Here is a 12,272-nt window from a genome sequence, read left to right as displayed (position 1 = left end):
CTGCCTTTTTGCTGTGACTCCCGCAGGAGCAACAGGATCAGGAAGCGGACTTGACGGTGCCGGCCGTACGGGCGAAGCGAGCGCGGAACTTTTCCACACGGCCGGTTTCGACGATACGCGTTTGGGCGCCCGTGTAGAACGGGTGCGATTCGGAGGTCACGTCGCACTTGAAGAGCGGGTACGTCTTGCCGTCGATTTCAACGGTTTCGCGCGTGTGCACGGTCGAACGAGTGATGAACTTGTTGCCCGTTTGCAGATCGGCGAAAACGACTTCGCGGTATTCGGGGTGAATGCCTTCTTTCATGGTGCTTATCCTAGGACTCGTCAAAGAGTCTTTTTCAAGTTGTAGGGTCGCCAGCCAGGACGCGCTATGCCGTTCAACGTTCAGTTATGTCACGCACTTATGCCATGCACAACAGAACGCCCACGCAAGGATTCCAGCCACGTATCCAAAAAGTAACCCCAAATTCTAGCACGGGTTTTTCCTGAGGCGCCAGCGTAAAACGGTCGAAACGCCAGCGCGCCGCCCGGCTGAAAATTGGGGGCAGACTCAAAGTTCTGTTCGCAGTTTCCAGATTTCCGGGAACAGCACCACATCAAGCATCCGACGCAGGTAGTCCACGCCAGACGTGCCGCCGGTGCCGCGCTTGAAGCCGATGACCCGTTCCACGGTCGTCACGTGGCGGAATCGCCACAAACGAAAGGCATCTTCCAGATCGGTCAGCTTTTCGCCCAGTTGATACAAGTCCCAGTAGCGGTCGGTGTCGCGGTAGACGGTCAGCCAGGCGGCTTCGACGCCTTCCGACGAAACATACGGCTGCGTCCAGTCGCGCTCAAGCCGGTCGGCGGGCACGTCCACGCCGTGCCGTGCCAGCAGCCGCAGCGATTCGTCGTACAGCGAGGGCGCGTCGTAGGCGCTGCGCACCTGGGCCAGCAGGTCTTCGCGATGCGCGTGCGGTTTCAGCATGGCCGCGTTCTTGTTGCCCAGCAGGAATTCGATCTGGCGGTACTGGTAGCTCTGGAACCCGCTGGAACGCGCCAGGTACGGGCGCAGCGCCGAATATTCGGGCGGCGTCATGGTGGCAAGCACATCCCAGGCGTGTACCAGTTGCTCCATGATCTTGCTGACGCGCGCCAGCATCTTGAAGGCGGGTTGCAGCCGGTCCGCCGCCACATTGGCGATGGCCGCGCGCAGTTCGTGCAGCATCAGCTTCATCCAGAGTTCGCTGGTCTGATGCTGGATGATGAAGAGCATCTCGTTGTGCTCGGGCGACAGCGGGTGCTGCGCGCCCAGTACTTCATCCAGATGCAGGTAATCGCCGTAGGTCATGTCGCGCGTGAAATCCAGTTGCGCTTTTTCCTGGTGGACGATGTCTTCGGGGCGGTGCGGGCAGCTCATGCTTGGCCTCCGTGGCAGGGGGGCGCGGCGCGGCGGGCCGAGGCGGGCAGCGCGCGCCATCCGGGCGAGCGTGTGCGGGCGCAGGCAAGCGCCACGGTGTGATCAAGGGTGATATTCATGATCGTGCGTCTTTCTAGGCGGGCGGGGCCGGTTGAAGGCGCCCGCCCGAGGGCCAGCGGACCAGCCTACAGTTCGCGCAAGACGGCGCGAACCGGGCTGGCATCGGCCTGGGCCAGCGCCAACGGCAGGGCGATCAATTCGTAATCGCCTTCGGGCACGTCATCAAGCACCAGATTTTCCAGTACCCGCATGTCGTGCCGCAAGATCGTGTGGTGGCTGTCCAGGGTCTTGCTGGACGCGGGATCGATGCTGGCGGTATCCAAGCCGATCAGCATGACGCCGCGTTCGGCCAGCCATTCGATCGTTTGGGGCGCGTAGGCCGAGAAATCGTCGGTCCACCAATCTTGCGCCGCATGCTTGGCGGTGCGCACGAGCACGCGCGGCGGCAGGTTCAGGGCCGCGTGGGCCAGGTGGTCCGTGGTGATGAGCGGGCCGCAATCAATCGCGTGGATGACGCGACAGGGGCCAAGAAAGGGTTCCAGCGACACCGCGCCGATGGCGGCCGCGCCGTTCTGGTAGTGCAACGGGGCATCCGCGTGCGCGCCGATATGCGGCGACAGCGTGATCTCACTGACATTGACCGGACAGCCGGGCGTAAGCGACCACTTCCATTGCTGGCGATACGGCGTGTCGCCGGGAAAAACGGGCGACGCCGTGGAGACGGGCGGGGAAATGTCCCACAAGCGTTTCATCAGAAGGCGTTTCGTGGCTGGCGGAAAGGGTCTGGCCGAAGGCGGGCTAGCGGCGCGGGCTGATCGGCCTTGGCCAAGCGGGGCTGGCCGCGTCGGAATAGGTTAAAGCCTAAAGCAATTTCGGGCGGTAGTCTAACGAATTCCGGCACCCCGCGCGGCGCGCAGCGGGATGGTTTGGGGCTAGACACCGCCCAGCTCGGCCATGGAGATGACGGACGCGCCCGCGACGATCAGGTGGTCCACCAGTTTTACGTCCACCAGCGCCAACGCCTGTTTCAATTGCTGCGTGAAGCCGCGGTCAGCCGCGCTGGGCTCGGCCAGGCCCGAAGGGTGGTTGTGCGCGACGATCAGCGCGGCGGCATGGTGGCGCAGCGCTTCGCGCACGACCTCGCGCGGGTAGACAGAAGCCTGCGACAGCGTGCCGCGCGCCAGTTCGCCGGTGGCGATCACCCGCAACTGGTTGTCCAGGTAGAGGGCTATGCAGTGCTCCACGTGCCGATGGCCCAGCGCGGTCATGCAATATTGTTTCACTTGGGCAGGGTGGCGCAGGGAATGGGGACGGGTCATGTCTTCTTCGATGGCCCGCCGGGCCAGTTCCAGCAAGGCGGCAAGCGTGCAGGCTTTAGCGGCGCCCAGCCCGGGGACGTTCATGAGCTCCTCGGGTGTGGCCCCCAGCAGGCCGCGCAGGCCGGAAAAGCGTTCAAGCAAGCGGTTGGACAAATCCACCACGTTAAGGCCGGGAATACCGGTGCGCAGGCCCAGCGCCAGCAGCTCCGCATCCTGGAGCGCCCCGGCGCCGTGGCGCAACAATCGTTCGCGGGGGCGCTCATGTTTTGCCAGCCGGACAGACAATTTCATAAGAGGCTCTAAAATCAGGGTTTATCCAATATCCATACGGTGGCAGATCTTGAGCATCGCCTCTAACGAAGTGAACGTTTTTGTCCGTCAGGATTCCTACCTGACGCTGCATTACCGAATCACGCTTGCATCCGGTCCTGGCAAGGATTCGGTGTTCACCAACACTTTCGACGGCCGTCCCGGCACGCTGCAAATGGGCAGCGGCCAGTGGGCGCCTGGGCTGGAAGCCGCGCTGATCGGTCACGCCGAAGGCGAAAAGTTCAGTGTCACCCTGGAGCCGGCGGACGCCTATGGCGACCGCAATCCTGAGCTGATCCAACGGGTCACGCGCGCGATGCTCGCCGAACACGCGGGCGCCGATGCGACGTTCGAACCGGGCGACCTGGTGGAATTCACCGCGCCCAACGGCGGGCGCTATTCGGGTGTGCTGAAAGAAATCAACGATGAGTCGGCGCTGTTCGACTTCAACCATCCGCTTGCGGGCGTCCGCTTGCAACTGGACGTGGCGCTGCTGGGAGTTCTCTGATGAGCAAGGCCGTTACCGCCTCCGACGCCGAAGTCGTGCTGGCCCAGCCGCGCGGCTTCTGTGCCGGCGTGGACCGCGCGATCGACATCGTCGAGCGCGCGATCGAACTGCATGGCGCCCCGATCTACGTGCGCCATGAGATCGTCCACAACCGCTATGTGGTGGAAGACTTGCGCGCCAAGGGCGCGATCTTCATCGATGAACTGGACGACGCGCCCGCGGGCGCCATCGTCGTGTTCTCGGCCCACGGCGTGTCCAAGGCGGTGCGGGCGGAAGCCGAGTCGCGCGGGCTGCAGGTGTTTGACGCCACCTGCCCGTTGGTGACCAAGGTTCATATTGAAGTGGCTCGCATGCGCGCCGCCGGCCGCGAGATCATCATGATCGGCCACAAGGGCCATCCCGAAGTCGAGGGCACACTGGGGCAGGCGCAAGGCGGCATGTACCTGGTTGAAACCGTGGACGACGTGGCGGGCCTGGAGGTAAACGACGCTGAAAACCTGGCCTACGTCACGCAGACGACCTTGTCCGTGGATGACGCGGCGGCGGTGTCGCAGGCACTGAAGGTGCGTTTTCCCAGCATTGTCGAACCCAAGAAAAGCGACATCTGCTACGCCACCCAGAACCGCCAGGACGCGGTCAAGGTGATGGCGCCCGAGTGCGACCTGGTGTTGGTCGTGGGCAGCCCGAACAGCTCGAACTCCAATCGCCTGCGCGAAGTGGCCGAGCGCAAGGGCGTGGCGTCCTACCTGATTGACGGCGCGCATTCCATCGACCCGGCCTGGCTGGTGGACCGCAAGCGCATCGGCGTGACGGCGGGCGCGTCCGCGCCAGAAATCCTGGTGCAGCAGGTCATCGACCGCGTCAAGGAATTGGGCGCGGTGTCGGTGCGCACCATGCCCGGCCTGGAAGAGAATGTGGCCTTTCCGTTGCCCAAGGGCTTGTCGCGCAAGGCCGCGCAGACGGAATCGCTGGAATAGGCAGGCGCCGCTTGTGCGCGGCGCCGGGAAAAACATCAAGGAGACTTCATGCAGTTGTACAGCTATTTCCGCAGCTCGGCTGCGTACCGCGTGCGCATTGCCCTGAACCTGAAAGGGCTGGCGTACGAATACCTGCCCGTGCATCTGCTGAAGGATGGCGGCCAACAGTTGTCGGACGGATACCGCAAGCTGAATCCGACGGCGCTGGTGCCGACCCTGATCGATGGCGAGGCCGTCATCGGCCAATCGCTTGCCATCATCGAATACCTGGAAGAAACGCATCCCCAGACGCCGCTGTTGCCGTCCGATGCGATTGGCCGCGCGCGGGTGCGCGACCTGGCGCTGGGCATTGCATGCGACACGCATCCCTTGAACAACCTGCGCGTGCTGAAGTATCTGAAGCACACGCTGGGCGTGGACGAAGCCGCGAAGACGGCTTGGTACAAGCACTGGGTGGAACAAGGCCTGGAAGCCCTGGAAGCGCAGTTGGCGCGTTCTAGTGCCACGGGCCGCTTTTGCCACGGCGACACGCCGACCATCGCCGACCTTTGCCTGGTGCCGCAGGTGGCCAATGCGCAGCGTTTCGACTGCGACCTGTCGGCCATGCCGAACGTGATGCGCATCGATGCCGCCTGCCGCGAATTGCCGGCCTTCGCAGACGCCGCGCCGGGCAAGCAGCCCGACGCGGAGTAAACCCGGGAAGCCGGCAGGAAGGCTTAGCCGATCTGCACCGGCACGAAGATCTTGTCTTCGCCGCGCTGTACCAGCAGGGCAACGGTCTTGCCTGCCTTGGACAGCGCTTCCTTCACTTGCCCGATGTTGTGCACCGGCACGCCATTGAGCGACAGCAGCACATCACCCGGTTCAATGCCCGCCTTGGCGGCCGGCCCGGCGGAGCGCTCGATCAGCAATCCTTCGGTGCCTGACGCCTGCTGTTCCTGCGGGCTCAGGGGGCGCAGCGCCAAGCCCAGTTGGCCGCGTTGCACTTCCTGATCGCCGGATGCCGTCTGCGTCTTGTCCTTGGGAATGCCGCCCAGCGTGGCGACGAGTTCCTTCGGGGCGCCGGCGCGCCAGATGTCCAGCTTGATCTTTTCGCCGGGCGACGCCAACGTGATCATCGATGCCAGGTCGCCAGAAGACACGATGGTCTTGCCGTTGATCTGCCTGACCACGTCGCCGGGCTGCAAGCCGGCCTTGGCGGCGGCGCTGCCTTTCTCCACGCTGGACACCAGCGCGCCGGACGGCGAATCCAGCTTGAACGAATTGGCCAGGTCCTGATTTACTTCCTGCACCGTCACGCCCAGGCGCGCATGCTGCACCTTGCCGTGCTCCAGGATCTGGTCCTTGATCTTGTAGGCCACGTCGATGGGAATCGAGAACGACAGGCCCTGGAAGCCGCCGGTGCGGCTGTAGATCTGCGAATTGATGCCCACGACTTCGCCGCGGTCGTTGAACAGCGGGCCACCCGAGTTGCCCGGGTTGACCGCCACGTCCGTCTGGATGAAGGGCACCGAGGTGTCGTCGGGCAGCGAACGGCCCTTGGCGCTGACGATGCCCGCGGTGGCGGTGTTCTCCAGGCCATAAGGCGAGCCGATGGCCAGCACCCATTCACCTACCTGCAATTGATTGACGTCGCCCACCTTGACCACCGGCAGGTTCTTGGCGTCGATCTTCAGCACGGCCACGTCGGTCTGGGGGTCGGCGCCCAGCACTTTCGCCTTGTATTCGCGGCGGTCGGTCAGCTTGACGGTGACTTCCTTGGCATCCTGCACGACGTGCGCGTTGGTCAGGATGATGCCGTCATTGCTGATGATGAAGCCCGAGCCTTCGCCGCGCATCGGCACTTCACGCGACGGCATGCCGCCGCGCGCGCCAGGAATCTGGCCGAAGAACTGGGCGAAGGGGTCATCATCATTGGCCGACACCTTGCGGGTGCCGCTGACGCTGATGTTGACGACGGCCGGTCCAAAGTCGCGGGTAATCTGCGCGAAGTTGGGCGGGCTGGAGGTATTGATGGATTGCGGGGCAGCGATCGCGGTCGGCGCGTTGGCCGCCATCGACACGCCGCCCATCACGGCGGTTGCGCCAGCGCCGCCAATGGCGCCAGCGGCCAGCAGCGCCAGCATCAGGCGCGAGGGTTTCAGTTGCGAGGTCTTCATGTCGGCTCCTGCGTTCATGTTTGAGGACATGGCGCTATCTTCGGGCCTGACACTTAGGGGAATCTTAAATCGCGTGGTCCCGTCGCTATTTCGTCGTTCTCAACGCGACAGCGGAAATTCCACGCGGGCGCGCAGCCCTTGGCCACCGGGCGCATCGTCAAGGAGAATCTCGGCGCCATGCTGGTCGGCAATGGCGCGTGCGATCGACAACCCCAGTCCGCTGCCGTGCTGCGTATTGCCCTCGGCACGATAGAAACGGTCAAACACGCGTTCGCGTTCGGCGGGCGGGATGCCGGGGCCTTCGTCATCAATGATGAACGCCGCTTTGTCCGGCGACGTTTCCAGGCGCAGCCGGATGCGTCCGCCGGTAGGTGAGTGCTTGATGGCGTTGTCCAACAGGTTGCGGGCCAACAAGACCAGCGCGTCGTGGTGGCCTTGTACGCGAGCGTCAAGCGCACCTTCCAGGTCGACGGCGAGGGACTTGGCATTGGCCTGCGCCAAGGTTTCGGACAGGGCTTGGCGCAGTACGTCGGCCAGGTCCACGGGGCCGGCCGGCGTCTGTTCGGTAGCGCTCTCGTGGCGGGCCATGGATAGCAATTGCTCGACCAGCCGGGTGGCGCGGTCGATGCCCGCTGCCAGTCGCTGTTCCGCCACTTGCCGAGTTTCCGGGTCACCCGCGCGTTGCAGTGCCTGCAACTGCAGCCGTAGCGCTGCCAGCGGCGAGCGCAGTTCGTGCGCCGCGTCACCCACAAACTGTTTCTGCTGCGCGAAGGCGCCGCGCATCCGCTCCAGCAGCAGGTTCAACTCCAGGATCAGGGGGCGGATCTCGTCGGGCAGCCCTTGTACATTGACGGGCGACAGGTCTTCGGGCTGGCGTGCCGCCACCTGCGCACGGGCACGCTTGACCGGCCGCAGGGACCAACTGACCACGCACCACACAATCAGCATCAGCAACGGCGCCGCCGCCGCGATGGGGGCGATGGTGCGCAGCGCGAGTTCACGTGCCATGTGCTTGCGCACGGCCATGTCTTGCGCCACCTGAATCACTTGGAAGGGGGTGGCCAGCGCGTACACGCGGTACGTGGTGCCTTCCATTCGCGCATCGGAAAAGCCCAGCACGATCTGGTCGGGCAGGGGGCGGCGGGAACGGGAATTGAAGACGCGCAGGCCGTCCGGCGTCCATATCTGGATGATCAGGTCATCGGCCATGGGGGTTGCGGCGCCCCGGCTCTGCGTGGGGCCAGTGCTGAGCAGGCCGTCGCCCGTGCCCAGCGACAGCGCGGTGTGTTGCAGCAGCGAATCGAAAATGTCATCGGCCTGGGCCAGCGTGCTGCGATAGGCGATCGCGCCCTGCGCCAGCGCGCCGACCATGATGGCGGCCAGTAGAAAGAAAAGCAGGCGGGCGCGTAGTGAACCGCTAAGCCTGATGCTCATGCTTTGGGAATGACATAGCCGACGCCTCTGACGTTCTGAATCAAGTCCGGACCGAGTTTTTTGCGTAGGCCATGAATATAAACCTCAACCGCGTTGCTGCTGACGCTGTCCTTCCAGCTGTAGAGTTTTTCTTCCAGTTGCGCGCGTGAAAAGATCATGCCGGGACGCGAGATCAGGGGTTCCAGCACGGCCCACTCGCGGGCCGTCAGCGCCACGGGCGTGCCATCCACCATCGCGGCGTGCGCCTGCGGGTCGATGGTGATGCCGTCATGTTCGAACACGGGCTCGGCGCGGCCGGCACTGCGGCGGATAAGGGCACGCATGCGCGCCAGCAACTCGTCCACATCGTAGGGTTTGACGATGTAGTCATCCGCGCCGGCATCCAGCCCTGCAATACGGTCGCTGACGGCATCACGGGCCGTGGCGATCAGCACCGGCGTGCGGTCCTTGCGAGTGCGCAGGTCGCGCAGCAAGGCCAGGCCGTCGCGCTTGGGCAGGCCCAGGTCCAGCAGGATGAGGTCATACGTATCGGTGCGCAGCGCCAGTTCGGCGGCGTTGCCGTCCCTGACCCAATCAACGGCATAGTGTTCCGCGCGCAGGCAATCCAGCACGCTTTCACCGATCATGAGGTCGTCTTCAACGAGGAGGATGCGCATGGTGGTCTTCGCTTGGCTGAATGAAATCCAGCAAGTTGGATGCGCGGTGGGTGGGTGGAGTTCCCAAGCTGGCCAGGGAGCACGAAATGTTCTGGCGCGGAAATGAAAAAAGCAGCCCGAGAGGGCTGCTTTTAGAATTTGGTGCCGGCAATAGGAGTCGAACCTACGACCTTCGCATTACGAATGCGCTGCTCTACCAACTGAGCTATGCCGGCAAGACCATTTGCTTCAATTTTTGCGTGCTGAAATCAGGATTTCACCGGCGCCAAAGGTTAAGCAAAACATCTTTGTGCTTCCCAGTTTTTCGCCCTGTTTATGGGGCCTGATCTGGAAAGACCGAAATCATATCAGAGTTTTTTGGCGATGGGAAACGATCGGCTTAAAAATCAGCAAAAAATTCGCAGTTTGCATGCGCTAAAAATTTAGGTCATAATTGCGTTCTTGGCAGATCCCCGATAGCTCAGTCGGTAGAGCGACGGACTGTTAATCCGCAGGTCGCTGGTTCGAGCCCAGCTCGGGGAGCCAAAAGAAATTCAAGGTCAGGAAGCTGCAGCCCATAGAAATGCCAAAGCTCACTGACCCAAGCCGAACAGAAGGGCCACTCGCGAAAGCGGGTGGCCCTTTTTGTTTTTCTCTTCTTTTTGGTTCTTTCGGGGCGAGTGATGGAAGACGATGGGCTGAAAGAGGGCGAGCAGAACGAGAGCGGACAGAAAGACGACAGGCGCATCGGCGTGACAGTGCTCTCCGGTTTTCTGGGTAGCGGCAAGACCTCGCTGCTTAACCGCTTGCTGCACGAGCCCGCCTATTCGGATGCCGTCGTTGTGGTCAACGAGTATGGCGACATTGGTGTGGACCATCATCTGGTCAGATTGGCGCCCGCCAATGTCGTGCTTATCGAAGGCGGCTGCCTGTGCTGCGTGGTCAGTGGCGCGGTGGTCGACACCCTGCGCGAGCTCTTCATGCTGGCGGTCAGCCGCCGGATCAAGCCGTTTCGCCACGTGATCATTGAAACCAGCGGGCTGGCGGATCCTGCGTCGACGCTCTTCATGCTCAAGCACGACCGGTTCCTCTCCGAGCGCTATGTGTATCGCGGCGCGATCGTGCTGGTGGATGTTCGCCACGGCGAAATGCAATTGGCGACCCAGCCCGAGGCCGCGCGGCAATTGGCCCTGGCCGATATTGTGGTGTTGAGCAAATCAGACTTGGCGGACGCCGCGCAATTGCGACGAGTCGAGCAGGCGGTCGTTGCGATCAATCCCGGTGCGCAGCGCTGCGTGCAGCGTCAGGACTCGCCCTTGGCCGGCGTCCTGCGCGAAGGACCGGACATGCGCATGCGGCGCGATGGTGTCGCGTTGTCGAACTGGCTACAAGCTTTTTCGGGGCCCGCGTCCGGTCGGCATGCGGATGTGGGTAGTTTTTCGGTGGTTCTGTCGTCCCCGGTGGGTCGGGCAGCATTCCTTGCAGGCGTTTCCCTGATACAGGAGCGCTTTGGCCAGGCCATTCTGCGAATGAAGGGCTTGGTCTGTTTCGAAGGCGAAACGCTGCCTTGTGAGGTGCACGGCGTGCATGGCGAGTTGTATCCCTTGCGGATGCTCGCGCAATGGCCAAGCGACGACCGAGCCTCGAGCCTGGTCTATATCGTGCGTGGTCTGGATATTTATTGATGAGGTTCGCAGGGCGGTGGGTGTCGCGCTGGGGCAGTTGCAGGGTTGAGCTTAGCCTGATCTGGTGACACGTCTCGGTGCTCAAAATGTCGCCATTTGGGCGCGGATGTTGCACGGAAATACGGTATAACCGGTACGGTCTGATGCAAGAACCGAGACAATCATGGATCGTTTGAAGGCGATGCAGGTGTTCGTGGAGGTTGCTGACCGGGGAAGCTTGTCGGCAGCGGCAATTCATTTGGATATGTCGCGCGCAATGGTGTCGCGCTATCTGGCGGAAATGGAGCAGTGGGTCGGGGTGCGCTTGCTGCATCGCACGACGCGCCGCTTGAGCCTTACGCCCGCGGGTGCGGAAACGTTGCCGCGCTGCCGGCAAATGCTGGATATGGTGGGTGATCTGCGCAGCGCGGTCTCCACCCCCGAAGACACCCCGCGCGGGCTGTTGCGGGTCACCACCAGCATGTCTTTTGGTTCGCGCCACCTTGCGAAGGTGGTGGCTGACTACGTCAAGCTGCACCCGGACACGTCGGTTGACCTGATGTTGGTCGAGCGAGCGGTCAACTTGGTCGAAGAGCGCGTGGATTTGGCGGTGCGCATCACGAACGACCTGGATCCCAATCTGATTGCCCGCAAGCTGGCGGTGTGCCGGTCGATGGTGTGCGCATCGCCCGAATATCTGTCTCGCGAAGGGCTGCCGGCGCGGATCGAAGACCTGTCTTTGCGAAACTGCCTGACCCACTCTTATTTTGGCAAAAGCCTGTGGCGTTTCGAGCGCGACGGCCAGCCCGTGGATGTGCCGGTGAGTGGCAATATCAGCGCCAATGAGGCGTCAGTGTTGTTAAGCGCCGCCTTGGAAGGGGCGGGTATTGCAATGCTGCCCACTTATTGCGCAACTGAATATATTGCAGCGGGTCGGTTAAAGGCGATTTTGCCGCAATGTAAACCGCAGGAACTCGGTATTTATGGCGTTTACGCATCCCGTCGGCAGATGCCGCTGATACTGCGTTCCATGCTGGACTTCCTGGTCGAGCGACTGGGTTCGGCACCTTGGGACCGGCCGGGTGCCTGAATGTAGTGCGCCGTTATGCGGGTTCCCGTTCTTGAGGGCTCGGGTTATGGCGGTATAATTTCCGAAATGTGTGGACGGTTTGGTTCAAGCCAATGTCCGCTAGCATGTAGTCTTCGAAAATATCCAAGAATCGTAAGTCTGGCCGAGATCTGGCCGCAGCGTGGCAAGGCGGGTCTTAGTGTGGGGGAAGGCGGGGCGGTTAGCCGCAATGTCCGGCCCCAAGCCTGATGATCCGGGTCCTTGATACTGATTGCCGCAGGACAATGGCGCCGGCTTCCGGCGGGTCCCGCAGGCTTGTTGGCCGTTGATGCCAGCTTTTCCAGAATTTGCTTAAGGCGTTTGCCGCAATACGAAGCGGCAGGCACATTGCCTATCTTGACCGACGCGCCTGCTTCGGTGCGTGCTTGTCACGCATGGCGATCAACCCAGGAACCTTGTGAACACTACGCTCATCAATGTCGTCTATCGTGGGTCCCCATACGTGGTGGTCCGGCAGGCCGGCGTTGATGTGGGTCTGATGGCGTCCGCTTTCGCCCGCGCAAAAATTGCAGCGCAAATGAATTGCAGCGCAAATGAAAAAGGCCCGGCGCATTCGCCAGGCCTTGATCAATTTGGTTGCGGGGGCAGGATTTGAACCTACGACCTTCGGGTTATGAGCCCGACGAGCTGCCAGACTGCTCCACCCCGCGTCTGAGAAAAGAATATTAACCTTATTTTC

The 12,272-nt window shown here is 62.4% G+C and carries 12 protein-coding genes and 3 tRNA genes; 6 read left to right on the top strand and 9 right to left on the bottom strand.

The window, feature by feature from the left end; all coding sequences use genetic code 11:
* Window positions 1-37: 37 nt before the first annotated feature.
* The 4 genes from M2361_RS21650 to radC all read right to left on the bottom strand — a co-directional run bounded on the left by M2361_RS21650 (window position 38) and on the right by radC (window position 3,069).
* Window positions 38-304 (bottom strand): type B 50S ribosomal protein L31, encoded by a 267-nt coding sequence (locus M2361_RS21650; RefSeq protein WP_006218255.1) that lies wholly within the window; start codon window positions 302-304, stop codon window positions 38-40.
* 246 nt (window positions 305-550) lie between these two features.
* Window positions 551-1,399, bottom strand: coding sequence for a tryptophan 2,3-dioxygenase (gene kynA, locus M2361_RS21645; RefSeq protein ID WP_259251726.1), 849 nt, complete (start codon window positions 1,397-1,399; stop codon window positions 551-553).
* A gap of 185 nt (window positions 1,400-1,584) precedes the next feature.
* Window positions 1,585-2,211 (bottom strand): arylformamidase, encoded by a 627-nt coding sequence (gene kynB / locus M2361_RS21640; RefSeq protein WP_259251725.1) that lies wholly within the window; start codon window positions 2,209-2,211, stop codon window positions 1,585-1,587.
* Window positions 2,212-2,391: 180 nt separating this feature from the next.
* Complete coding sequence (gene radC / locus M2361_RS21635) at window positions 2,392-3,069, bottom strand: DNA repair protein RadC (protein WP_259251724.1); 678 nt, start codon at window positions 3,067-3,069, stop codon at window positions 2,392-2,394.
* A 49-nt stretch (window positions 3,070-3,118) separates the two neighbouring features.
* Between radC and M2361_RS21630 the strand changes: the two genes are divergently transcribed.
* From M2361_RS21630 to maiA, 3 genes are read left to right on the top strand one after another with little or no spacing between them, the layout of a single operon-like run.
* Window positions 3,119-3,595: a peptidylprolyl isomerase gene (locus M2361_RS21630; protein ID WP_083447433.1), complete on the top strand. Its 477-nt coding sequence runs from the start codon at window positions 3,119-3,121 to the stop codon at window positions 3,593-3,595.
* The gene (gene ispH, locus M2361_RS21625) at window positions 3,595-4,572 is read left to right on the top strand and encodes a 4-hydroxy-3-methylbut-2-enyl diphosphate reductase (protein WP_259251723.1); all 978 of its coding nucleotides are present in this window, start codon (window positions 3,595-3,597) and stop codon (window positions 4,570-4,572) included. Before M2361_RS21630 ends, ispH begins: the two co-directional genes overlap by 1 nt.
* Before the next feature lie 48 nt (window positions 4,573-4,620).
* A complete protein-coding gene (gene maiA, locus M2361_RS21620) occupies window positions 4,621-5,265 on the top strand; it encodes a maleylacetoacetate isomerase (RefSeq protein ID WP_259251722.1) in 645 nt (214 codons plus the stop codon).
* Between the two features lie 23 nt (window positions 5,266-5,288).
* Here the strand turns inward: maiA and M2361_RS21615 are convergent, their stop codons facing one another.
* The 4 genes from M2361_RS21615 to M2361_RS21600 form a co-directional block, all read right to left on the bottom strand.
* The gene (locus tag M2361_RS21615; protein ID WP_100857155.1) at window positions 5,289-6,731 is read right to left on the bottom strand and encodes a DegQ family serine endoprotease; all 1,443 of its coding nucleotides are present in this window, start codon (window positions 6,729-6,731) and stop codon (window positions 5,289-5,291) included.
* Between the two features lie 99 nt (window positions 6,732-6,830).
* Window positions 6,831-8,165, bottom strand: coding sequence for an ATP-binding protein (locus tag M2361_RS21610; RefSeq protein WP_259251720.1), 1,335 nt, complete (start codon window positions 8,163-8,165; stop codon window positions 6,831-6,833).
* Window positions 8,162-8,821 (bottom strand): response regulator, encoded by a 660-nt coding sequence (locus M2361_RS21605; protein WP_259251719.1) that lies wholly within the window; start codon window positions 8,819-8,821, stop codon window positions 8,162-8,164. The genes M2361_RS21610 and M2361_RS21605 overlap by 4 nt, the downstream gene beginning before the upstream one ends.
* A gap of 139 nt (window positions 8,822-8,960) precedes the next feature.
* A tRNA-Thr gene (locus M2361_RS21600) sits at window positions 8,961-9,036 on the bottom strand.
* Window positions 9,037-9,270: 234 nt separating this feature from the next.
* On the opposite strand from M2361_RS21600, the gene M2361_RS21595 reads away from it, so the two are divergent.
* The 3 genes from M2361_RS21595 (at window position 9,271) to M2361_RS21585 (ending at window position 11,554) form a co-directional block, all read left to right on the top strand.
* Window positions 9,271-9,346: transfer RNA gene (locus M2361_RS21595), tRNA-Asn, on the top strand.
* A 137-nt stretch (window positions 9,347-9,483) separates the two neighbouring features.
* Complete coding sequence (locus M2361_RS21590) at window positions 9,484-10,485, top strand: GTP-binding protein (RefSeq protein WP_310508932.1); 1,002 nt, start codon at window positions 9,484-9,486, stop codon at window positions 10,483-10,485.
* Between the two features lie 163 nt (window positions 10,486-10,648).
* Window positions 10,649-11,554, top strand: coding sequence for a LysR family transcriptional regulator (locus tag M2361_RS21585; RefSeq protein WP_259251718.1), 906 nt, complete (start codon window positions 10,649-10,651; stop codon window positions 11,552-11,554).
* 612 nt (window positions 11,555-12,166) lie between these two features.
* On the opposite strand, the gene M2361_RS21580 is transcribed toward M2361_RS21585, so the two are convergent.
* Window positions 12,167-12,243 (bottom strand) — tRNA-Met (locus M2361_RS21580).
* Window positions 12,244-12,272 lie beyond the last annotated feature (29 nt).

It is taken from the genome of Achromobacter sp. JUb104, assembly GCF_024806975.1.
GTDB lineage: Bacteria > Pseudomonadota > Gammaproteobacteria > Burkholderiales > Burkholderiaceae_B > Achromobacter > Achromobacter spanius.
The sequence above is the reverse complement of the archived record's forward strand: the minus strand, read 5'-3'. Positions and strand labels throughout refer to the sequence as shown.

Excerpts from the sequence above, each read along its gene's own strand:
- M2361_RS21650 (WP_006218255.1), bottom strand. The coding sequence starts at position 304 with ATGAAAGAAGGCATTCACCCCGAATACCGCGAAGTCGTTTTCGCCGAT.
- kynA (WP_259251726.1), bottom strand. The coding sequence starts at position 1,399 with ATGAGCTGCCCGCACCGCCCCGAAGACATCGTCCACCAGGAAAAAGCG.
- kynB (WP_259251725.1), bottom strand. The coding sequence starts at position 2,211 with ATGAAACGCTTGTGGGACATTTCCCCGCCCGTCTCCACGGCGTCGCCC.
- radC (WP_259251724.1), bottom strand. The coding sequence starts at position 3,069 with ATGAAATTGTCTGTCCGGCTGGCAAAACATGAGCGCCCCCGCGAACGA.
- ispH (WP_259251723.1), top strand. The coding sequence starts at position 3,595 with ATGAGCAAGGCCGTTACCGCCTCCGACGCCGAAGTCGTGCTGGCCCAG.
- maiA (WP_259251722.1), top strand. The coding sequence starts at position 4,621 with ATGCAGTTGTACAGCTATTTCCGCAGCTCGGCTGCGTACCGCGTGCGC.
- M2361_RS21615 (WP_100857155.1), bottom strand. The coding sequence starts at position 6,731 with ATGAAGACCTCGCAACTGAAACCCTCGCGCCTGATGCTGGCGCTGCTG.
- M2361_RS21610 (WP_259251720.1), bottom strand. The coding sequence starts at position 8,165 with ATGAGCATCAGGCTTAGCGGTTCACTACGCGCCCGCCTGCTTTTCTTT.
- M2361_RS21605 (WP_259251719.1), bottom strand. The coding sequence starts at position 8,821 with ATGCGCATCCTCCTCGTTGAAGACGACCTCATGATCGGTGAAAGCGTG.
- M2361_RS21590 (WP_310508932.1), top strand. The coding sequence starts at position 9,484 with ATGGAAGACGATGGGCTGAAAGAGGGCGAGCAGAACGAGAGCGGACAG.
- M2361_RS21585 (WP_259251718.1), top strand. The coding sequence starts at position 10,649 with ATGGATCGTTTGAAGGCGATGCAGGTGTTCGTGGAGGTTGCTGACCGG.